Here is a 22,263-nt window from a genome sequence, read left to right on the forward strand (position 1 = left end):
GGGCGGACGTGGCGGCGGCCCGCGGCGAGCGGGCGTGGGTGGCGGTGGTGGCCGCGGACGTGGACCAGTTGCGCGCGGCGATCGCGGGGGAGCGCGCCGAGGGCGTGTTCCACGCCGACGACGAACCGGCCGGCCAGGTGGTGTTCCTCTACCCCGGCCAGGGCAGCCAGCGGCCCGGCATGCTGGCCGAGCTGCTGGTGGCGTTCCCCGAGGCGCAGCGGCACCTGAGGCTGGGCGCGCGGTGGGCGGACGCGCTGTACCCGCCGGCGGCGTTCGGCGAGCGGGCCTTGGCCGAGCAGGTCGAGCGGATCACCGACACCGGGGTGGCGCAGCCCGCGCTCGGCGTGGTCGAGCTGGCCGCCACGGACCTGCTGGCGGCGGTCGGCGTGCGGCCGGACGCGGTGGCCGGGCACAGCTACGGCGAGCTGGCCGCGCTGGCCGCGGCCGGGGTGTTCACGCCGGCCGACCTGCTCACGGCGAGCGCCGCGCGCGCCGACGCGATCCTGGACGCGGTCCGCGACGGCGACCCCGGCGCCATGGCGGCGGTGTTCGCCGACGCCGCCCGCGTGGAGGCCGTGCTCGGCGACCTGCCGGTGGTGGCGGCCAACCGGAACTCGCCCCGGCAGACCGTGGTCTCCGGCCCCACCGACGCCGTGGCGCGTGCGGTCGAGGCGCTGCGCGCGGCCGGGCTCGACGTGAAGCCGGTGCGGGTGGCGTGCGCGTTCCACAGCCCCTTGGTGGCGGGCGCGGGAGAAGCGTTCGCCCGCGTGCTGGAGGAGTTGCCGCTGCGCGAACCGACCGTGCCGGTGTGGTCCAACCGCACCGCGGGCACCTACCCCGGCTCGGCGGCCGAGGTGCGCGCCGAGCTGGCCGCGCAGATCGGCGCGCCCGTGCGGTTCGCGGAGCAGGTCGAGGCCATGCACGCGGCGGGCGCGCGGGTGTTCGTCGAGGTCGGCCCCGGCCGGGTGCTCAGCGGCCTGGTCGACGCGGTGCTCGGCGACCGCCCGCACCGGGCGGTCCCGCTCGGCGACGGCCTGGTCGGCTTCCTCACCGCCCTGGCGCGGCTGGCCGTGGCCGGGGTGGACGTGCGCACCGGCCCGCTGGTGCGCGGCCGCGACGCGGTCGACCCGTCCGCCGCGCCCGCCGTGCCGGGCTGGACCGTCGACGGCCACCTGGTGCGCCGCGCGGACGGCGCGGTCCAGCCAGGCGCCCTGCAACCCGCCCGACGTGTCACGGAGGCGTTCGTGCCCGAGCAGCACACCCCCGCGGCGTCCTCCGACGCCGTGATCGCGGACTTCCTGCGCACCAGCCGGGAGCTGATCGCGGCGCAGCGGGACGTCCTGATGACCTACTTCGGCGCGTCCGGCCAGGCGGTGCCCGCGGTTCCGGTGACGGTGTCGCCGGTGGCCGTGTCGCCGGTGGCCGTGTCGCCGGTCGCCGTTCCGCCCGTGACCGTCGAGCCGGTGGCGGTCACCGTCGTCGAGCCCGCCCGGCCGGTGGACGTGCTGGCCGCGGTGGTCGAGGTGGTGGCGGAGCGCACCGGTTACCCGGTGGAGATGGTCGAGCCCGGGTTGGACCTGGAAGCGGACCTGAGCGTGGACTCCATCAAGCGCGTGGAGATCGCGGGCGACCTGGCGGCCCGGCTCGGGCTGCCCCTGGACGGCACGAGCGGCCTGGACGACCTGGCCAAGGCGCGCACGGCGGCGGGGCTGGCGGAGGCCCTGTCGGGCCTGCTCGCCACGCCGGCGCCCGCGGTGGCCGCCGCGCCGGCGGACGTGCTGGGCGCGGTCGTGGAGGTGGTGGCGGAGCGCACCGGTTACCCGGTGGAGATGGTCGAGCCCGGGTTGGACCTGGAGGCCGACCTGAGCGTGGACTCCATCAAGCGCACCGAGATCGCCGGCGAGATCGCGACCCGGCTGGGGCTGGACCTCGGCGACGGCTCGGGGATGGAGGCGTTGGCGGCGGCGCGCACGGCGGCGGCGATCGCGGACCTGATCAGCGAGCGGGTGGCCGCCGCTTCCCCCGCCGCCACCGGACCCGACCTGCTCCTGACTGCGGGCTCCGCGCCCGCCGGCCTCGCCACCGCCGGCCTCGCCACCGCCGGCCTCGTCACCGCCACCCCCACGGGCTTCGTCCCGGACGCTGCTCCCGCCACCCCCACCACCTCCGCGTCCACCCCCGCGGCGGTGGTGGTCGCCCCGAAGCGGCTGGTGTTCGAGGAGTTCGAGCTGCCCGCCCCCTCGGTCGACGTGCGCGGCACGAGGGTCGTGCTGGTCGGCGCGGGCTCCGACGAGGTCGCCGCCGGGCTGCGCGCGGCCGGTGTCGAGGTGGTCTCCGAGGCGGCCGGCTCCTTCGTGGTCCACCTGGGCGCGCTCGACGCCGAGGAGTCCCTGCTGCCCGAGGAGTTCCCGGTCATCCAGGCGCTGCTCGCGGCCGGTCCGCGCGGCCTGCTGGCCGTGGACCGGCGCGGCGCGGGTGCGGCGACCGGCCTGCGCGGCTTCTTCCGCACCCTGGACCGCGAGTACCCGGACGTGGCCGGCACGCTGGTCGAGGTCGCCGACGACGCCGAGGACACCGACGTCACCACCGGGCTGCTGGCGGAGCTGGGCGCCGCCGGGCACGAGCCGGTCGCGCTGGCCGGCGGCGCGCGGCGCGGGCTGCGGCTCGCCGTGACCGACCTGGGCCCGGTCGCCGCCGCCGGCGCGGGTCCCGCCGGTGACGGCGCGGCCGAGGCCGAGGCCGCCGGGCTGGACCGGGACGCGGTCGTGCTGCTCGTGGGCGGCGCGCGCGGCATCACCGCCCGGTTCGCCCGGTCGCTGGCCGCGGCGGGCCGGTGCCGGGTCGAGCTGCTCGGCCGCACCCCGGCGCCGACCGGCCCGGAGGACCCGGCGACGGTCGGCGCCACCGACCGGGCGGCGCTGCGGTCGGCGTTCATCGCCCGGGGGCTGACCTCGCCCGCCGAGATCGAGCGGGCGGTGTCCGCCCTGCTGGCCGAGCGCGAGGTGCGCACCACCCTGGCCGACCTGGCGGAGCTGGGCAGCGCGGTGCGCTACCACGCGGTCGACGTGCGCGACGCGGAAGCCGTGCGCGCCACGGTGAAGCGCGTCCACGACGACCACGGCCGGCTCGACGCGGTGGTCTACGCGGCGGGCGTGATCGAGGACAAGCTGGTGGCGGAGAAGTCCGTCGAGTCGTTCCGGCGGGTGTTCGGCACCAAGGTCGACGGCGCGCGCACCCTGCTCGACGCCGTGGACACCCTGCCGGACGGCCCGCGCTACGCCGTGCTGTTCGGCAGCGTCGCCGCCGCCCTGGGCAACCGCGGCCAGTGCGACTACGCGGCGGCCAACGACGCCCTGGAGGAGCTGGCCCGGCGCTGGAGCCGGCCCGGCAGGCGCGGCCTGACCGTCCACTGGGGACCGTGGGCGGCGGCGGGCGGCGGCATGGTGACGCCGGAGTTGATGCGGTCCTACGCCGCGCGCGGCATCTCGCTGATCGACCCCGACGAGGGGCCGCTGTGCCTGCTGCGCGAGCTGGCGTGGGGCCCGGCCGACGCGCACGCCGTCGTCTACACCGCCTCCGGGTGGTGACCGGCTTGACCCCGAGGACCCCTCCGACCGCCGAGCCCGTCGCGATCGTCGGCATGGCGGTGCTGTTCCCCGGCGCGCCCGACCTCGACGCGTACTGGCGCAACATCGTCGACGGCGTGGACGCCATCGCTGACGTGCCGCCGGACCGGTGGGACGGCGAGTTCTACGACCCGGGCCCCGGGCCGCGGCGCGCGGACCGCGTGTACTGCCGGCGCGGCGGGTTCGTCGACGCCGCGGTGGACGTGGCCGGGTTCGGCGTGATGCCGGGGTCCGTGCCGGGCACCGAACCCGACCAGCTGATCGCGTTGCAGGTCGCCGCCGACGCCATCGCGGACGCGGGCGGGGACGCGGTGCTGCCCGCCGACCGCCGCCGGGTCGGCGTGGTGCTCGGCCGGGGCGGCTACCTCACGCCCGGCCTGGTGCGGCTGGACCAGCGGGTCCGCACCGCCAACCAGGTCGTGCGCACGCTGCGCGAGCTGGTGCCCGAGCTGGACGACGACCGGTTGGAGCGGGTCCGCGCGGCGTTCGCCGACCAGCTCGGCCCGGAAGCGCCGGAGTCGGCGATCGGCCTGGTGCCCAACCTCGCCGCGTCCCGCGTCGCCAACCGGCTCGACCTGCGCGGCCCCGCCTACACGGTGGACGCGGCGTGCGCGTCGTCGCTGGTGGCGGTGGACCACGCGGTGCGCGAGCTGGCCGGCGGCCGGTGCGACGTGGTGCTGGCCGGCGGTGTGCACCACTGCCACGACATCACGCTGTGGAGCGTGTTCAGCCAGCTCGGCGCGCTGTCCCCGAGCCAGCGGATCCGCCCGTTCCACCGCGGCGCGGACGGCGTGCTGATCGGCGAGGGCACCGGTGTGGTGGTGCTCAAGCGGCTGGCCGACGCCGAGCGCGACGGCGACCGCGTGTACGCGGTGGTCGCCGGGACGGGCGTGGCCAGCGACGGCAGGTCCGCGAGCCTGTTCAACCCCGACCCCGGCGGCCAGGTGCTGGCCGTGCGCCAGGCGTGGGAGGCGGCGGGCCTGGACCCGCGCGAGCCGGACGCGGTCGGCCTGCTGGAGGCGCACGGCACCGGCACCCCGGCCGGCGACGGCGCCGAGCTGGAGACCTTGGCCGAGGTGTTCGGCCCGGCGGACGGCCCGCGCGCCGCGCTCGGCTCGGTCAAGTCGATGATCGGGCACACCATGCCGGCCGCCGGGATCGCGGGCCTGGTCAAGGCGGCGCTGGCGGTGCACCACCGCGTGCTGCCGCCGACCCTGCACTGCGACGAGCCGCACCCGGCCCTGGCCGCGACGAGGTTCGAGCCGCTGGCGCGGGCCCGGCCGTGGGAGAGCCCGGCGAGCGGCGCGCCCCGGCGGGCCGCGGTCAACGCCTTCGGGTTCGGCGGCATCAACGCGCACGTGGTGCTGCACGAGCCGCCCGCCGCGCACGCGGGGGTCGCCGTGGTCACCGAGCCGACCAGGGTGCTGCGCCTGGCCGCCGCCACCCCGGAGGCGCTGCTCGCGCGGCTGGACGACGGGGCGGAGGGCCTGGACGAGCGGGCCGCGGTGACCGAGCCGTGCCGCCTGGGCATCGTCGACCCGACGCCGCGCAAGCTCGCGCTGGCCCGCAAGGCCGTGGCCAAGGGCGTGCCGTGGCGCGGTCGCGGCGACGTGTGGTTCAGCCCGCGCCCGCTCGACGGGCGGACCGCGTTCCTGTTCCCCGGCCTGGAGGCCGAGTTCGAACCGGCCGTGGCCGACGTGGCGCGGCGCTTCGGCCTGCCCTGGTCGGTCGACGGCGGCACGCGCGTCGGCGACGTCGGGCGGCACGGCGTGGCGGTGTTCCAGGTCGGCCGGGTGCTCGACGCCGCGCTGCGCGGCCTCGGCGTCGTGCCGGACGCGGTGGCCGGGCACAGCGTGGGTGAGTGGACCGCGATGGCGGCCGGCGGCATCCACGCCGCGGACGAGGTGGACGCGTTCCTCGCCGCGTTCGACCCGGCGGCGCTGCGCGTGCCCGGCGTGGTGTTCGCGGTCATCGGCACGTCGGCCGAGCGGGTCGTCGAGGCGCTGGCCGAGCACCCCGGCGTGGTGCTGTCCCACGACAACGCGCCCAACCAGGCCATGGTCTGCGGCCCGGAGGCCGAGGTGGACGCGGTGGTGCGGCGGTTCCGGGCGGAGGCGGTGATCAGCCGGGTGCTGCCGTTCCGCTCCGGCTTCCACACGCCGATGCTCGCGCCTTACCTGGACCCGATCCGCGAGGCCGCCCAGTCCTACACCCTGCGCCCGGCCGCGGTCCCGGTGTGGTCGGCCACCACCGCGGCCCCGTTCCCGGACGAGCCGGAAGCGGTGCGCGAGCTGTTCATCCGGCACCTGCTCGAACCCGTCCGCTTCCGTCCGCTGGTCCGCGCGATGCACGCCGCGGGCTTCCGGACGTTCGTGCAGCTGGGGCCGGGTCAGCTGGGGTCGCTGGTCAACGACGGCCTCGCCGGCGAGGACCACCTGGTGGTGTCCGCGCACGGCGGCCTGGCGCAGCTCAGGAGGGTGGTGACGGCGCTGTGGGCGCACGGCGTCGAGGCCGACGCCCGCCCGCTGCTGCCGGACCGCACGCCGCACCGCGGCCCTCGTCGCGCCCCGGTGCGGCTGGAGCTGGGCAACCCCCTCGTCTCCCTGCCGGAGGACCGGCGGGAAGCGTTGCGACCGGCCGCCGCACCCCTGCGGCCGGTCGCAACGCCGCTGACGGCCGCCGCGCACCGCTCGCCGGGGGACCCCTTGGCGGGGCTCGCCGGGAACCCGCTGGTGGCCGAGTTGTCCGCCCTGCTGAACGACACGGCGGGGATCGCGGCGGAGCTGATCGGCGCCCGCGCCTCGGCGACCCGCGCCGCACCCGGCCTCCCGACGACCCGACCCACCGCCCCGGTGACCCGACCCGCCCCGGCGACTCGACCCGCCACCCCGGCGATCCGATCCGCGTCTCCGGTCCCACCCGCCGGGGTCCTGCCCGCCACCCCTCCACCACCGGTCTCCCCGGTCCCGCCGGTGCTGCGCGTCAGCCTCGACGAGATGCCCTACCTGCGCGACCACTGCTTCTTCCGCCAGCGCCCGGACTGGCCGGACGAGGCCGACCGCTGGCCCGTCGTCCCCGCCACCACCGTCATCACCCACCTCGTGGAGCTGGCCGAACGCGCCGCACCGGGCAGGCGCGCCGTGGCGGTGCACGACGTGCGGCTGCTGAAGTGGATCACCGCGATCCCCGCCGTCGACATCCCAGTCTCCCTCCGCCACAGCGCGCCGGACCGCGTCGAAGTGGCCCTGGGCGGCTACTCCCGGGCGGTCGTCGAGCTGGCCGACCGGCACGCGCCGCCGCCCGAGCCCTGGCCGCTCGACGCGCCCGAGCGCACCCCCGACCTGACCGCCCGGCAGCTCTACGACGAGCGCTGGATGTTCCACGGCCCGCTGTTCCAGGGCGTGGCCGAGCTGACCGCGATCGGGGACCGGCACGTGCGCGGCGTCCTCGCGGACCTGCCGACCCCCGGCGCGCTGCTGGACAACGTGGGCCAGCTGTTCGGCTACTGGGTGATGGCCGTGCTGCCCGAGCGCACCACGGTCTTCCCGACCCGCCTGGACCACCTCGTGTTCCACGGCCCGCGCCCGGAGGGGCCGCTGGACTGCCACGTCCGCATCACCGGCGTCACCGACCTCACCGTGACCGCCGACGTCCAGCTCTCCCGGCACGGCCGGGTCTGGGCGCGGATCACCGGCTGGACCGACCGCAGGTTCGACACCGACCCGAACATCCGCGCCGTGGACCGGTTCCCCGGAGCGCACACCCTGTCCGCGGTGGACGAGGAGTGCCGCGCCGTCGTCCACGAGCGGTGGCCGGACCTGGCGACGCGCGAGCTGGTCATGCGCAACGTCCTCGGCGGCGGCGAGCGCGACGCCTACCAGGCCCAGCCGCCGAGCCGCAGGAGGCAGTGGCTGCTCGGGCGCGTCGCCGCCAAGGACGCCGCCCGCACCCTGCTGTGGCGCGAGGGCGTCGGCGACGTCTACCCGGCCGAGGTCGCCGTGGACGACGACGCGGAGGGCCGGCCGCGCCTGCGCGGCGTGCACGGGCGCGACGTGTCCGGCATCCGGGTCTCGATCGCCCACCACGGCGAGGCCGGTGTCGCGATCGCCTCGCGCGGACCCTGCGGCGTGGGCCTGGAGGAGGTCGTCGACCAGCCGGACCCGGGGCAGCACGGGCGTGCCGGCGGGGCGAACCGCTGGTCCGCCGCCGTGCGGGCCGCCGAACGGGCCGTCGCCGAGCTGCGCGGCGCCGGTTCGGCCGACTGCCGGGTCGTGGCGGTGGACGGCGACCGGCTGCGCGTCGAGGTGGCGGGCGCGGCGCACACCGTGCGGGTCCGCGACCTGGTCAACCCGCCCGGTCTGCCGCCGCGGCAGTACGTCGTCGCGTGGACCGCACAACGAGGAGAGGCACCATGAGCACCGAGACCACCGCGCCCGCAGCCGACGGGGAGGCCGCGGTCGACCCCGCCGCCGTGCTCGACGACATCACCGGGATGCTGCGCGAACTGCTCGACGAGCAGGGCCTGGACGACGTCGAGGTCACCCGCGACGCCACCTTCCACGGCGACCTGGAGCTGGAGAGCATCGACCTGGTGACGCTGTCCGCGGCGCTGCGCGAGCACTACGGCGACCGGGTCAACTTCGCCGAGTTCGTGGCCGAGCTGGAGCTGGACGAGATCATCGCGCTCACCGTGGGCGAGCTGGTCGACCACGTGGTCGCGTCGCTGCGGGCGGCGTGATGGCGAAGGTCCGAACCGGCGGGATCACCGCGCACGTGCAGCGGCTGCCCGCGGCGGGCGGCGGCGCGGACGTGCCGCTGGTGGTGTTCGTGCACGGCCTGCTCACCGACAGCCTGGCCAGCTACTACCTCACCGTCGGGCCGGGCTTCGCCGCGGCGGGCGTCGACGTGCTGATGTACGACCTGCGCGGGCACGGCCGCAGCGACCGCCCGGCCACCGGCTACCGGCTGGAGGAGTTCGTCGACGACCTGGCGAACCTGCTCGACGCCCTGGGCGAGACCCGGCGCGCGCACGTGGTCGGCAACTCGTTCGGCGGCACGGTCGCCGCGGGGCTGGCCGCCTGGCACCCGGAGCGCGTCGCGACCGTGACCATGATCGAGTCCGAGCCGCCGGTGGCGACCTGGCTGCGGCACATGGCGGACGGCCTCGCCGACGCCAAGGCCAGGCTCGCGCACGAGGAGGTCATCGGCTGGATCGAGGCCAACCACGGCTCCCACACCGCCCGCCTGTCCCGGGGCGCGAGCCGCATCCTGGAGTCCACCACGCTGGCCGAGGACGTGCCGCGCAGCCGGGTGGTCGCCGACGACCTGTCCGCCATCGGCTGCCCGCTGCTGGCGATCTTCGGCGACGAGTCGGGGCTGGCCGCCCAGGTGCCCGACCTGGAGGCCAAGCTGCCCGGCTGCCGCACCGTCGTACTGCCCGACCAGGGCCACTCGGTGCTCATCGAACGCCCGCACGAGACCCGCGAGCTGGTCCTGGGGTGGGTGCGCGACCACCACGCGCTGACGGGCGTGCCGGGGTGAGCCGGTTCCTGTTCGTGGTGCCGCCGCTCGTCGGCCACGTCAACCCGCCGGCGGCGGTGGCGGCGGAGCTGCGGGACCGGGGCCACGAGGTGGCCTGGGCCGGGCACGCCGACCTGGTGCGCCGGCTGGCCGGTCCGAACGCGCGGGTGTTCGACTGCGCGCTGCCGCCCGACGGTGGCCTGACCCGGCCGCCGAAGCTGACCGGTCCGGCCGCGTTCCGGTTCCTGTGGCAGGACTTCTTCGTGCCGCTGGCCGAGGCGATGGCCGACGGCGTCGAGGCGGCCGTCGAGGACTTCCGCCCGGACCTGGTGCTGGCCGACCAGCACGCCGTGGCCGGCCCGCTGGTGGCCGAGCGCCTGGGCGTGCCGTGCGCGACGTCGGCGAGCACGTCCGCGGAACTGGTCGACGTCCTCGCCGACCTGCCCAAGGTGCGCGACTGGGTGACGGACCTGCTCGGGTCCCTGCGGTCGCGAATCGGCGACCCGGCCGCGACCGGCGACCCCCGCTACCCGCCGCTCGGCGTGATCGCCTTCACCACCCGCGCGCTGGTCGGCGACGTCGACCTGCCCGCCGGCGTGCGCCTGGTCGGCCCGGCCGTGACCGCACGACCGGCCGGAGAGTTCCCGTGGGACCTGCTGGACGAGGACCGGCGGGTGGTGCTGGTCAGCCTGGGCACCGCGAACGCCGACGCGGGCGGGCGCTTCCTGACCGCCGCCGCGACCGCCCTGGCGGCGCGACCGCACGTCCAGGGCGTCGTGGTCGACCCCGGCGGTGTGCTCGGGACCGCGCCGCCGGAGGTGCTGGTGCTCCCGCACGTGCCGCAGCTGGAGCTGCTGTCGCGGTGCGCCGCCGTGGTGTGCCACGCGGGCCACAACACCGTGTGCGAGTCGCTGTGGCACGGCGTGCCGCTCGTGCTCGCGCCCATCCGGGACGACCAGCCCGTGGTGGCGGAGCAGGTGGTCGCGGCCGGTGCGGGCGTGCGGGTGCGATTCGGGCGGGTGGGCGCCGAGGGCCTGGGCGACGCGCTGGACGCCGTGCTGGACCCGGCGCGCGGCCACCGGGCGGCGGCCGGGGCGATCGGCCGGTCGTTCCGCGAGGCAGGCGGCGCGACCGCGGCGGCCGACCACCTCGAACAGCTCGTCGCCGATCCGGCCACCGCGGCCTTTTCCACCGCGGCCTCCACCGCTGCGGCTGCCGCTGCCACCTCCGCCGCCCCGGCCTCAGCCGCCGTCGGCGCCGCCGCCCGTTGAGCCGTTGTCCTCCACCGACCTCCCGGGACCGAAGATGACTGAACCGGCCAAGCCCCTGCGCGTGCTGCTCTCCTACGCCCGACCGCACCGCGCGGTGCTGCTGGGCAGCCTGCTGCTCGTGCTGGCGGCGAGCGCCTCCGGGCTGGTGCAGCCGCTGGTCGCGCAGGACGTCCTGGAATCGCTGGGCACGGGCGACCCGCTGCTGCGGCCGGTGCTGCTGCTGGCCGCGCTCGTGGTCGCGGGCGCCGTGCTGACCGGCGCGCAGTCGTGGTGGCAGCAGCGCACCGCCGAGCGGGTGGTCCGGCAGGTGCGGCGCGACCTGGTCTTCCGGCTGGTCCGGCTGCGCGTGCCGGAGCTGGACCGCCGCCCGCCGGGCGACCTCACCGCCCGCGTCACCTCCGACAGCACGCTGGTGCAGAACGCCGCCACCGAGGGGCTGGTGATGGTCGCCAACGGCCTGCTCACCACGCTCGGCGCGGTGGCCATGATGGCGACGGTCAACCTCCGCCTGCTGGGCGTCACCGCGGGCGTGATCGTGTTCGTCGCCGTGCTGCTGCTGGTGGTGCTGCCGCGCATCCGCGTCGCCGTGGCCCGCGCGCAGTCGGCGGTGGGCGCGGTCGGCGCGGCGCTGGACCGCGCGCTCGGGGCGGCCCGCACGGTCAAGGCCAACGGCGCCGAGGCCCGCGAGACCGCGCTCGCGGGCGCGGCCGTGGACGAGGCTTACGCGGCCGGGCTGGTCGGCGCGAAGTACGTGGCCGTGGTGAAGGTGCTGACCGGCGTGGCGATCCAGGGCGCGTTCCTGGCGGTGCTCGGCGTCGGCGGCGCGCTGGTCGCGGCGGGTGGGATGACCGCGCCGGAGCTGATCGCGTTCCTGCTCTACGTGTTCTACCTGGCCTCGCCGATCGGGTCGCTGGCCGCGGGACTGGGCGTGCTCCAGCAGGGCCTGGGCGCGGTGGGCCGCATCGACGAGGTGCGGCGGATGCCGGTCGAGGAGGACGTGGACCTGCCCGTGCCCGCGCCGGACGGCCCGCCGCCCGCCGTGGAGTTCGACGGCGTGGAGTTCGCCTACCCCGGCCGCGAACCCGCGCTGCGCGGCGTGTCCTTCACCGTCGCGCCCGGCACCCAGACCGCGCTGGTCGGCCTGTCCGGGGCGGGCAAGACCACGGCTTTCGCGCTGCTCCAGCGGTTCTACGAGCCCACCGCGGGCATGGTGCGGGTCGACGGCGTCGACATCGCCACGATGCCGCGCGCCGAGTTGCGCAGGCTCATCGCCTACGTGGAGCAGGACTCGCCGGTCATGGCGGGCACGCTGCGCGACAACCTGCTCTACGCCGCGCCGGACGCCGCCGCGGCGGAGATCACCGAGGCGCTGCGGGCGACGCGGCTGCTGGAGTTCGTCGACCGGCTCGACGCCGGGCTCGACACCGAGGTCGGCACGCGGGGCGTCGCCCTGTCCGGCGGCGAGCGCCAGCGGCTGGCCATCGCCCGCGCCCTGCTGCGCCGGCCCCGGGTGCTGCTGCTGGACGAGGCCACCGCACAGCTCGACGCCCGCAACGAGCACGCGTTGCGCGAGGCGGTCGACCAGGCGTCCCGGCGCTGCACGGTGGTCCTGATCGCGCACCGGCTGTCCACGGTGACCGACGCGGACCAGATCGTGGTGCTGGAGCGGGGCGAGGTGCGGGCGGCGGGCACGCACGCGGAGCTGGTCGCGGCCGACGGCCTGTACCGGGAGCTGGCGGCCACCCAGCTCCTGGTGCCCGCCGGTGGCTGAACCGGACCGGGGCGCCCGCGCGCGGCGGGCGCCCCGGTCGTCGTCACACGCCGGTGACGCCGGCGGTCAGCGAGTTGAGCGCGGCGTAGTAGCCGTCGCGGTGCCCGGCCGCGTTCGGGTGGTAGGACTCGTTGAGCTTGTCCCACTCCAGGCTGGTGACCCACTTGGTGCCGCTGGAGCACAGCGAGTGCGGGTCGAAGATCGGCCGGGCGTCGAGGAAGGTGAACCCGGCCTCGGCCGCGCGCTGCGACATGACCGCGGACAGGGTGTCGGCGGCCGAGTTGAGCGCGGTGCGCTCGGTGTCGCTGAGCCCGAAGATGCCGCAGTTGCCGCGGATCGTGTAGAGCCGCGGGTAGCCGACCACGATCACCCTGGCCGACGGGGCCTTGGCCCGCACCGCCGCGTAGAGCTGGGCCAGGGCGGGGGAGAGGTAGGCGTTCGCCGCCTGCTTGGCCAGGTTGACGCCGTTGACGCAGTCCTGGTCGTTGATGGTCAGCACGCAGTTGGTGAGCACGTCGACGAAGCCCACGTCGTTGCCGCCGACCTGGATGGTGATCAGCGTGGTGTCCGCGGTGACCAGCGGCAGCTGGTCGGTCGTCATCTCGGCGGTGGTGGCGCCGGAGCAGGCGGCTTCCACGAACGCCACGGACGGGTGGGCCGCGGCCCACAGCCGGGGGTAGGTCAGCGGACCCCGGCGGCACTCGTGGTTGGGGTCGTCGTAGGTGCGGGTGCCGGGCGCGGTGGTGTAGGAGTCGCCGAGGGCGACGTACTTGCCCGCGAGGGGCGCCGCCTGGGCGGGCGCGGCGATGACCGCGGTGGCGATCAGCGCCAGCAGTACGGGGAACAGGGCCCGTGGTGCGCGCATGGATCTCGTCTCCATCGGGGGTCGGGTGGAGCGGACCCTTTCAGGAGTAACAGTTGATGTTGTGGGTGAATACCCCACGATGGATGTCGAAGAGTGAATTTATCACTAATGATGCGGAATCCCGATGCGGCCGGATCTCACCTCGTCCGGACCCCTGTGCCGGCGTCGGAGGTCGGGCCGCGTCGGAGGCGCCAGGGCCCCGGCGAGCGCGGGGAGCCGGGCGGTTCGGGTCCGTCCCGCCCGACCCCGGTCCGGCGTTGACGGCTAGGGCAGCTCGTACCTGTCGACGATGTCGTCTTCGCGCACGGGGCCGGCGATGAGGAGCCGGTTGTTGCCGTCACAGTAACCCTCTTCGGCCCGGCGGAAGATCGTCTCGATGTCACCGCTGATCAAGGCGCCGGTGATCCCGCCCTTCGCGATGGCCGTCCGCAGGCCGGGTCCCCTCGGGTTCTCGGGCTCGCCCTCGTAGACGACCCCGTTGATGACCCCGTTGATGACGACGCGGCCGTTGCGGGCGCTTTCGCGCGAGGTCCACATCATGAAGGCGACGGCGGCGCTCGCGCCGAGCTTCTTGGCGACCGACAGCGACGCCGTCTTCCGCCCGGGGCTGTAGCTCAGCGCTCGAAGGCCACCGTGCTCGGGTAGTTCCACCTCGAACTCGCGCACGACGGTGGTCTTCCGGAGTTGTCCCCCCAGGTGGGCGAGCTGACGTCCAGGTAGAGGTCCAGGTGCCGGCCGGTCAGCTCCCGGTACTCGGTGGCGACGGGTTCGGCCGGCCCGGTGATCCGGCCGCCTCGTCCGACTCGCGCGAGTAAGACCAGGAACCGGCCGCCGCGCCCACGACCACGCCTTCCGCCTGAGGGGGATTTCACCGCACTCCACCAGGCTAAAAGGGTGATCGTCCGATTCGGTGGACAGAACCGGGACGGAAGTCGGCCTGTGGGGCCGGGCCTCGCCCACCCCTCATCCCGCGCCGTTGTCCCGGTCGACCGGGGGCCTCGCCACCCGCGCCCGGTCGACCGGCCGGTCTCAGGTGAGCACCAGGGACCGCGTCATCTCCTGGAACGCGGGCACCTGGTCCGGGTGCAGGTCCGGGTCGAACCTGCCGGTGATGACGAGGTAGCCGACCTCGGTGAACAGCACCGCGCCGTAGGTCACCACACCCGCCCGGTTGCTCCCGGTCAGCTCGAACCCGGGCAGCCCCGCGACCTCGACCTCGGTGACCGACTCGACCTGCGGCGTGGACGGCAGCTTCGTGAACCGCTTCCGGGCGAACTCCTCGCGCTCGCCCTCCTCGACCGGGTTGTCGCCGAGCGACGGCGCGGCGACCAGGCTGGGCGCGTTCGGGCCCGTTTCGCCGTCGAGGGTGATGATGACGCTCGACGTGCTGCCCTCCTGCCGCTGGTAGCCCGGCGCCGGGGTGAGCTCGAAGCCGAGGTCGCCCGCCGCGGTCTCGTCGCTCCAGCGGGCGTCGGTCAGCGTCGTCAGCAGTTCGTTCGCGGTCAGCGGGTCGCCCGGCTCGATCGTGCCGGTCATCATCACGAAGGTCTTCTCGGTGAAGAGCGCCACGATGGCCTTCCGGTAGACCGCGCCGGAGGCCAACTGCTCGCCGGTGACCGCGATGGCGGGGTGGCCCGCGACGTCCAGCTCGCGCGGCTCGTCCATGTCCATCCCCTGGAGGCGGGCCTTCGGCCCGGACAGGCCGTCGGCCATCTCCTCCCGGGCCTCCTCCGGCGTCGTGTCCACCAGCGGCTGGCTCATGACCACGACGCTGGTGTTGGCGCCCGGCCTGGCCAGCCCCGGCAGGCTCGGGTCGACCTCCAGGCCGTCCGGGAGCCGCAGCAGCACGTTCGTGCGGGGGATCGGGACGTGCCCGGACCCGGTCGCGGCGTTCTCCGCGAGGGCGGGCGGGGGCCCGGTCGGCGCCCCGGCGCACCCGGCGGCCGGCGCGACGGCGACGAGGACTACGGGCAGGGTTCTTCGCGACGACATCCGGTACGGCCCCCAGTTGCGGCACATCAGGTGGAAACCGGTGCACAGCACCCCCGACCTCGCCGTGCGCCCCGGTCACACCCAGTGGTCGTCCGCCCCGCGGGTCAGGCGGGCCAGGTCGCCGACACCGCCCACCGAGGGCCGCACGTACCCGGCGCGGGCCGCGACGCCCGCCGCCTCGCCGCGCGACTGGCAGTCCAGCTTGGTGAGCAGCCGCTCGACGTAGGTCTCGACCGTGCGGCGGCTGACCACCAGCGCCTCCGCGATGGCCTGGTTGCTCAGCCCCGCCACCAGGCCGGTGGCGACGTCCAGCTCGCGGGCGGTCAGGCCGGGCGCGTTCTCGAACGCCGCGCAGACCGCGATGACACCGGCGCGCGGGCCGTCGTTCACGCGGAGCAGCCGCACGCGGTGCCAGCCTTCCTTGCCGGGCCACAGGAACGGCGCCGTGCGGATGCCCAGCGCCGCGAACCGCTCGGCCAGCGCCCTCAGCGCGGGGTCGCGGGTGACCGGCGCGGGTTCGCGGCCGGTCACGGGCGCCTGCACGGGCAGCAGCCAGCCGGCCGTCCACTCAGGACCGAACCACGCGTCCAGCCGGGGGTGGTGCAGCGGGTCGACCCGACGGGCGAGGGCCTCGCCGACGGTGGCGACGAACCTGCGGGCCTCCTCGCCGAACGCCGACCGCTCCGGCGCGTTGAGGTGCAGCACCCCGACCACCCGCCGGTCGCCCAGCTTCAGCGCCGCCGACAGGCCGTCCTCCAGACCCGCGGGCCGCAGCTGCTCCTGGTAGTGCGGCGAGTCGCGGAAGTTGTGCGGCATGTCGTCCATCAGCAGCGGCACGGGGGAGTCGAACAGCTGATCGCCCCACTTGGTGCGGGGCAGCTCGTGGGCCAGCTCCTGGCTGATGGCGCGCTGGTAGCCCTCCTCGGCCATGATCAGGAAGCGTCGGGTGACCGGGTCCCACCCGGTCACCTGGACCGCGCACAGCTCCGGCACGGCCATCCGCAGGCTCGTGAAGACCTCGCCCCACTCGACGTCCGCGGCGCTGCCCAGGGCGGCGCCGATGCGCATCGCCGAGGCGACCCGCGTGGTGTCCATCGCGCCTCCTCAGTAGGCGGACAACCTACGTGGAGGACGTGGTCCGGACAACAGGGGAGGAACGACTTCGGCAGGTGCGCGCGCCGCAGGTCGAGCTGCTGGTCACCGGCGCTCGCGCCGTCGACCCCACCCCGGCGGCGGGCGAGCCGCGAACCCGTTGACCATGAACCGGCGAACGCGCTCGGTGGCGTCCTCGACGCGCTCGGCGAACCCAACGGCCAACCCGCCGACGCGGTCGGCCACCCGGGCGACCGAGGCCAGGTCCGGGTCCGCCACCACCACCCGGTCGCCGCGCGCGGCCGGCGTCTCGGCGATCACGCCGCCGATGCCGCCACCGCCGCCGGTGACCATCGCGACCGCCCCCGTCACGCGGCCTCCGCGATCACCACGCGCGGGCTGCCCGGCAGCCGCCGCGTCTCCAGCACCCGCCAGCCGGTGTCGCGCAGCCAGCCGTGCACCTCGTCCTCGGGGTAGACCACGGTCCCGTCGACCACCAGGTGCCCGCCGGCCAGCACCGGGTCCAGCCGGCGGGCGTCGTCGGCCAGCAGCAGGAAGTCCAGCACCAGCAGTCGCGCGCCGGGGTCGACCACGCGGCGCGCGGCCCGCAGGACCACCTGGTTCCGCTCCGGGTCGAACCGGTGGATGACGTGCTCCAGCAGCACCGCGTCGTAGTGGCCGGGCACCGGGTCGGTCAGCGGGTCGGCCTCGTGGAAGGAGATCCGGTCGGCCACCTCGGCGGGCACCGAGCCCCGGACCGCCCGCAGGAAGTCGTCGGTGGTGACGAACGCGCCGGTCAGCCCGGGGTTGCGGGCGGCGGCCTCGGCGAGGAACGCGGCGGACCGCCCGCCCAGGTCCAGCACGTGCCCGTGCAGGCGGAAGTCGTAGTGCTCGGCCAGCATCACCGCGTGCAGCGAGTCGCAGGTCCGCACGCCGGTCGTGGAACGCCCGCGTTCGCCCCGTCCGGTTCGACCGGCCCGGGTCGGGAGGTGCGGCAGCGGCTGTTCGGCGTGCGCCGGCAGGCCCCACCGCGGCGTCGGCTCCTCCCGGCGGTGCTCGTCGATGAACGCCAGCACCCGCCGCCACGCGTCGGCGGCGTTGTCGGCCTGGTCGGGCAGCGCGCCGTCGAAGAACGAGTGCGGCGCGCCCTCGTAGAGGCGGAACTCGTGCGGCACGCCCGCCTCGGCCAGCTCCCGGTCGAACGCGAGGACGTCCTCGACAGGGGTGAGGACGTCCTCGCCCGCCGCGAGCACCAGCACTGGCCGCGCCATGCGCGGGATCAGCTCGCGGCACTCGGCGGGCCTGCCGCAGAAGCCGATCGCACCGGCCAGCCGGGGCTCCAGCGCGGACTGGCCCCACGACAGCGCGCCGCCCAGGCGGAACCCGACGGTGAACGGGTCCGTCACGCCCAGCGCGAGCAGGTGGTCCACGGCCGCGGCGACGTCGAGCAGGACCGGGTCCCGGTCGGGCTCCGCCGCGTGCGCGAACCCGCCGGAGCCCGGTCCGCGCCCGTCGTCGGCCGCGACGCGGCCGCGGTGGTCGAGCACCACGGCCACCACCCCGTTCTCGGCGAAACCTCGGGCCAGGTCCCGGTGGAACTCGTGCGCGTCGCGCACGTCCGGCAGCACCACCACCCCGGCGCCGGTCGGCTGGTCGGGCAGGGCCTGGTAGGCGGCGAACCGCGCGCCGTCGGCGGAGGTCAACCTCAGCGGGCCGGCCGAGGCCACCGCGCCCGTCGCGACCGGCGCGGCAGGTGGGCGCGACTCATCGGCGTGACACATGGGGTCCTTTCGGAGTTCTTCGGGCGACGGGGTCCCCGCGGTCCAGGCGGCGCTTCCACCGCAGGACGACCCGGACAACGCGTTCACCGTTCTGCTCGCTGCTCGCGGGGTGGTCGGCACAGCGTGGTCCGAGCGGGGTGGTCGGCCGGTCCGTAGAAATACCGAAATCCGCGCGAACACGCGACGAACAGCGTCCGGCCTGGTAAAAGGCAGCACTGAACGCCCGGCGCCGGAGCGGTGCCGAGCGCTCGTCAGCGATCCATCAAATGATCAACACTCGCGTTCGCGAGACCCCGGAAAGCCCTTCGACGCCGGAGTCGCGGCACGGCGAGCGCGGCCGCGAGCCGGAAACGATCATCCTTTCGATATCTCGACCACGACCGCCCCGGCCGGCACGGTGCCCCACATGGGTTACGGGGCCACGGGTTACGGGGAAGCGCTGCGCCGGGCGGTGGCGTCGAACCGGATCACGCCGGTCATCGGCGTGTACGACATGATGTCGGCGTCCATCGCGGCACGGCACTACGACGCGCTGTTCGTGTCCGGCTTCGGCCTCGCCGCGTCCCATTACGGCCTGCCCGACATCGGGTTCATCGCCTGGCCGGACGTGGTGGCGTTCGTGCAGCGGCTGCGGTTGGCGTTCCCGCGCCACCACCTGCTGGTGGACATCGACGACGGTTACGTCGACGCCGAGGTCGCCTGCCACGTGGTGCGGAGCCTGGAGCAGGTCGGCGCGTCGGGCGTGGTGCTGGAGGACCAGCGGCGGCCACGGCGGTGCGGGCACGTGGGCGGCAAGCAGGTGCTGCCGCTGCCGGAGTACCTGGAGAAGCTGGGCCGCGTGCTGGGCGCCCGGGCCGACCTGTTCGTGGTGGCCCGCACCGACGCCACCGAGGAGCCGGAGATGCTGCGCCGGGCCGCCGCGCTGGCGGCGACGGACGCGGACGCCGTGCTGGTCGACGGGGTGCCGTCGGTCGGGGTGGTCCGCGGGGTGCGCGAGGCGGCCGGCGCCAAGCCGGTGGTGTTCAACCAGATCGCGGGCGGTCGCTCGCCGCGGCTGGACCTGGCGGACCTGGCCGGGTTGGGCGTGGACGTGGCGATCTACAGCACGCCGTGCCTGTTCGCCGCGCACGCCGCGATCGAGGACGCCCTGGTGGAGCTGAAGCGCCGTGACGGCGCGCTGCCCGACGGCCCGATCGGCGTGGCCGAGTCGCAGGCGTTGCTGGCGCGCAACACGGGCGACCGGGGGACGCCCGTGCCGCGCCCGGCGCCCGAGTTCAGCCGCTGATCGGCGTCGGCCGCCACTCCTCCTGCCAGCCGTGGTGGGTGTCGTAGGCGGCGGCCAGCAGCCGCAGCACGTCGTGGCTCCCGGTGCCCTCCACCTCCTCGCGCAGCCAGCGCGCCTTCTCCTCGAACGGCACGGGGGTGCGCTCCGTCATCGCCTGGGCGGGACCGGGCACCAGCATCAGCCCTTGGCCGTCGTCGGTGCGCAACACCCGCAGCCTGCCCTGGCGCTCGGCCTCGTCCAGCAGCGGCAGCTCCTCGCGCTCCAGCCGCCGCCCGTCCTCGTCCAGCCCGTCCAGCACGAACCGGCGCAGGTCCTCGTCGGTCACGTTCGCCTCGGCATCCATGCCGGTGGGGTATCCACTGCCGCCACGATCACACCCCGCCGCCGTGCGGGTGATCGTGGCGGCGGGTAGGAAGGGCTGGTGACCAGCGCGTACGAGCCCGACCCCCGGCGGTGGCGGGCGCTGACGGTGACCTTGGTGGCGGGCTTCATGAGCCTGCTCGACGTCAGCATCGTGTCGGTGGCGCTGCCGTCCGTCCAGCACGGCCTGGGCACCACGCCGGCCGGGGTGCAGTGGGTGGTGTCGGGCTACGCGCTCGCCTTCGGGCTCGCCCTGGTGCCCGCCGGGCGGCTCGGCGACGCCATCGGCCGACGGACCATGTTCCTGTTCGCGCTGGGCGGGTTCGTCCTGTTCAGCGCCCTGGCCGGGATCGCGCCCACCACCGAGGTGCTGATCGCGGCCAGGTTGTTGCAGGGGGTGTCGGCGGGCGCGCTGGCGCCGCAGAACTCCGCGCTGATCCAGCAGCTGTTCCGGGGCGCCGAGCGCGGTCGGGCGTTTGGGTTCTTCGGCGCGACCGTGGGCATCTCGACGGCGGTCGGCCCGGTGGTCGGCGGTCTCATCCTCGCGGTGGCCGGCGAGGACGAGGGGTGGCGCTGGATCTTCTACGTCAACGTGCCGATCGGCGTGGTGGCGCTGGTGCTGGCGGCCCGCCTGCTGCCGCGCCGGACCGGTGGCCGGCGCGGGCGGTTCGACCCGCTCGGCGGCGCGCTGCTGGGCCTCGGCGTGCTGGCGCTGATGCTGCCGCTGGTGCTGGCCGAGGCCGGCGGGCTGGCCGAGCTGTGGTGGCTGTTCGTCGTGGGCGCGGCGCTGCTGGTGCTGTTCGTGCGCTGGGAGCGGCGGCTCGCCGCGCGCGGCGGCGACCCGGTGCTGAACATCGGGCTGTTCACCGACACCCCGGGCTACGGCACGGGCGCGCTGCTGGGGATGGTGTACTTCGTCGGCTTCAGCGGCATCTGGCTGGTGTTCGCGCTGTACTTCCAGACCGGCCTGGGCTACACGCCCCTGGAGTCCGGGCTGGCCGTCACGCCGTTCGCGGTCGGCTCGGCGGCGTCCGCCGTGGTCGGCGGGCGGCTGGTCGAGCGGTGGGGCCGCAAGGTGACCGTGACCGGGCTGAGCCTGGTCACGGCGGGTCTGGCGGTGACCGCGCTGGTGCTGCGGCTGGCGCCCGCGCACGTCGCCGGGTGGGCCGTGGCGCCCGCGCTGCTGGTGGCGGGCATCGGCGGCGGCTGGGTGATCTCGCCGAACACGACGCTGACGCTGCGGCACGTGCCGGTGTCCATGGCGGGCGCGGCGGGCGGCGCGTTGCAGACCGGGCAGCGCGTCGGCGCGGCGATCGGCACCGCGGCGCTGGCGGGTGTGTTCTACGCGGTGCTGTCGGCCTCGGGGCGGGACTTCCGGGTGGCGGTGTCGGTGGCGGTGGGCTGCGCGGTGGTGGCCGTGGCGCTGTCGCTGGTGGTGGCCGTGGTGGAGCTGCGCGCCCGACCGCGCTGCCCGGCCGCGGTGGAGGGCGCCGAGCAGACCGTTCCCGACGCGCACTGATCGGACCGGGCACGATGTCGTGGTGGACCCGCTGACGCTCGTCGACGAGCTGATCGCCATCCGGTCGACCGCGGACCGGCCCGACGACCTGCTGCGCGCCCTGGACCTCGTGCTCGACGCCGTGGGCCCCGGCTTCGCGGTCGAGCGCTTCTCCTCGGGCGGCAAGCCGAGCGCGCTGGTGCGCGCGGGCGGGCGCCGCCCCCGCTTCCGGGTGATCTTCAACGCCCACCTCGACGTGGTGCCCGGCGCGGACGAGCAGTTCCGGCCCCGCCGCGAGGGTGATCGGCTGATCGGCCGCGGCGCGCAGGACATGAAGCTGTCCGCGCTGGTGCTCGCCGCGGTGTTCCGGGAGCGGGCGCGCGACCTGCCGTTCCCGCTCGGCCTCCAGCTCGTCACCGACGAGGAGGTCGGCGGGCGCGACGGCACCCGGCACCAGCTGGAGCGGGGCGTGACCGCCGACTTCGTGGTGATCGGCGAGCACAGCGCGCTGCGCGTGGTGCACGAGTCCAAGGGCCTGGTGGTGGCGCGGCTGCGCGCGACCGGGCGCGCCGGGCACAGCGCCTACCAGTGGCAGGGCGACAACGCGGTGCTGAAGGTGATGCGCGCGGTGGACGCCGTGCTGGCGGAGTACCCCGTGGCGGTCGAGGAGGAGTGGCGCACCACGGTGAACCTCGCCCGGATCACCACCGGCAACCAGGCGCTCAACCAGGTGCCCGCCGACGCGACGGCCCACCTGGACATCAGGTTCCCGCCAGAGGACGCGAAGTTCACCGGCCGCACGCCCGAGCAGGTCGCCGCGCACCTCACCGCGCTGTGCCCGCCGGGCGTCGTGGCCGAGGTCGACGCCGTCGAGCCGCCGCACCGGGCCGACCCCGACAACGCCGACGTGCTGGCGTTGCGGCGGGCCGCGCGGGCGCAGGGCTACTCGGGAGACCTGCTGCGCAAGCACGGTGCGGCCGACTCGCGGTTCTGGTTCCAGCACGGCGTCGACGCGGTGATCTTCGGGGTCGGGGGAGAGGGGCAGCACGGGCCCGCCGAGCACGCCGACCTGACCACGGTCGAGCCGTACCGGCGTGCGCTGAACGCGTTCCTGGACGACCTCGCCGGGGGAGGGCCGACCGGGGGCCGATGATCAAGGGCCGACGACCGGTGGCCGGGGTGCTGTTGCCGAACGCGTAACC

16 protein-coding genes are annotated in these 22,263 nt (G+C 75.7%); 9 read left to right on the top strand and 7 right to left on the bottom strand.

Annotation, left to right across the window (positions count from 1 at the left end; genetic code table 11):
- The 6 genes from ABD223_RS42570 to ABD223_RS42595 all read left to right on the top strand — a co-directional run.
- A partial coding sequence (locus ABD223_RS42570; RefSeq protein WP_344043907.1) for an SDR family NAD(P)-dependent oxidoreductase occupies window positions 1–3,587 on the top strand: 3,587 nt, incomplete at its 5' end.
- On the top strand, window positions 3,584–8,041 hold the full coding sequence (locus tag ABD223_RS42575; protein WP_380647557.1) for a beta-ketoacyl synthase N-terminal-like domain-containing protein: 4,458 nt from the start codon (window positions 3,584–3,586) through the stop codon (window positions 8,039–8,041). The genes ABD223_RS42570 and ABD223_RS42575, both read left to right, overlap by 4 nt.
- Window positions 8,038–8,364 carry an acyl carrier protein gene (locus tag ABD223_RS42580; RefSeq protein ID WP_344043911.1) on the top strand — a complete coding sequence of 109 codons (327 nt, stop codon included), beginning with the start codon at window positions 8,038–8,040 and terminating at the stop codon, window positions 8,362–8,364. The genes ABD223_RS42575 and ABD223_RS42580 overlap by 4 nt, the downstream gene beginning before the upstream one ends.
- A complete protein-coding gene (locus tag ABD223_RS42585; RefSeq protein WP_344043913.1) occupies window positions 8,364–9,167 on the top strand; it encodes an alpha/beta fold hydrolase in 804 nt (267 codons plus the stop codon). Before ABD223_RS42580 ends, ABD223_RS42585 begins: the two co-directional genes overlap by 1 nt.
- Entirely contained in the window at window positions 9,164–10,417 is a 1,254-nt protein-coding gene (locus tag ABD223_RS42590; protein WP_344043915.1) for a glycosyltransferase, read from the top strand. The genes ABD223_RS42585 and ABD223_RS42590 overlap by 4 nt, the downstream gene beginning before the upstream one ends.
- Before the next feature lie 34 nt (window positions 10,418–10,451).
- A complete protein-coding gene (locus ABD223_RS42595) occupies window positions 10,452–12,188 on the top strand; it encodes an ABC transporter ATP-binding protein (protein WP_344043917.1) in 1,737 nt (578 codons plus the stop codon).
- A 43-nt stretch (window positions 12,189–12,231) separates the two neighbouring features.
- Here ABD223_RS42595 and ABD223_RS42600 read toward each other — a convergent pair whose 3' ends face one another.
- From ABD223_RS42600 to ABD223_RS42625, 6 genes are all read right to left on the bottom strand, one after another.
- The gene (locus tag ABD223_RS42600; RefSeq protein ID WP_344043919.1) at window positions 12,232–13,053 is read right to left on the bottom strand and encodes an SGNH/GDSL hydrolase family protein; all 822 of its coding nucleotides are present in this window, start codon (window positions 13,051–13,053) and stop codon (window positions 12,232–12,234) included.
- A gap of 264 nt (window positions 13,054–13,317) precedes the next feature.
- Entirely contained in the window at window positions 13,318–13,719 is a 402-nt protein-coding gene (locus ABD223_RS42605) for a hypothetical protein (RefSeq protein WP_344043921.1), read from the bottom strand.
- Window positions 13,720–14,082: 363 nt separating this feature from the next.
- On the bottom strand, window positions 14,083–15,096 hold the full coding sequence (locus ABD223_RS42610) for a hypothetical protein (protein ID WP_344043923.1): 1,014 nt from the start codon (window positions 15,094–15,096) through the stop codon (window positions 14,083–14,085).
- Window positions 15,097–15,120: 24 nt separating this feature from the next.
- Complete coding sequence (locus ABD223_RS42615; RefSeq protein WP_344043925.1) at window positions 15,121–16,140, bottom strand: LuxR C-terminal-related transcriptional regulator; 1,020 nt, start codon at window positions 16,138–16,140, stop codon at window positions 15,121–15,123.
- Window positions 16,141–16,242: 102 nt separating this feature from the next.
- Entirely contained in the window at window positions 16,243–16,509 is a 267-nt protein-coding gene (locus ABD223_RS42620) for a hypothetical protein (RefSeq protein WP_344043927.1), read from the bottom strand.
- Window positions 16,506–17,918 (bottom strand): dienelactone hydrolase family protein, encoded by a 1,413-nt coding sequence (locus ABD223_RS42625; protein ID WP_344043929.1) that lies wholly within the window; start codon window positions 17,916–17,918, stop codon window positions 16,506–16,508. Before ABD223_RS42625 ends, ABD223_RS42620 begins: the two co-directional genes overlap by 4 nt.
- A gap of 406 nt (window positions 17,919–18,324) precedes the next feature.
- On the opposite strand from ABD223_RS42625, the gene ABD223_RS42630 reads away from it, so the two are divergent.
- Window positions 18,325–19,203 (top strand): isocitrate lyase/PEP mutase family protein, encoded by an 879-nt coding sequence (locus tag ABD223_RS42630; protein WP_344043931.1) that lies wholly within the window; start codon window positions 18,325–18,327, stop codon window positions 19,201–19,203.
- On the opposite strand, the gene ABD223_RS42635 is transcribed toward ABD223_RS42630, so the two are convergent.
- Window positions 19,193–19,546 carry a DUF6221 family protein gene (locus ABD223_RS42635; RefSeq protein WP_344043933.1) on the bottom strand — a complete coding sequence of 118 codons (354 nt, stop codon included), beginning with the start codon at window positions 19,544–19,546 and terminating at the stop codon, window positions 19,193–19,195. The two genes, ABD223_RS42630 and ABD223_RS42635, sit on opposite strands and share 11 nt — an antisense overlap.
- A 78-nt stretch (window positions 19,547–19,624) precedes the next feature.
- On the opposite strand from ABD223_RS42635, the gene ABD223_RS42640 reads away from it, so the two are divergent.
- Window positions 19,625–21,082 carry an MFS transporter gene (locus tag ABD223_RS42640; protein WP_344043935.1) on the top strand — a complete coding sequence of 486 codons (1,458 nt, stop codon included), beginning with the start codon at window positions 19,625–19,627 and terminating at the stop codon, window positions 21,080–21,082.
- A 22-nt stretch (window positions 21,083–21,104) separates the two neighbouring features.
- Window positions 21,105–22,214, top strand: a complete 1,110-nt coding sequence (locus ABD223_RS42645; protein WP_344043937.1) for a M20 family metallopeptidase — start codon at window positions 21,105–21,107, stop codon at window positions 22,212–22,214.
- The last annotated feature ends 49 nt before the right edge of the window (window positions 22,215–22,263 follow it).

The sequence above is a fragment of the Saccharothrix xinjiangensis genome, from assembly GCF_039527585.1.
Taxonomy (GTDB): Bacteria; Actinomycetota; Actinomycetes; order Mycobacteriales; family Pseudonocardiaceae; genus Actinosynnema; species Actinosynnema xinjiangensis.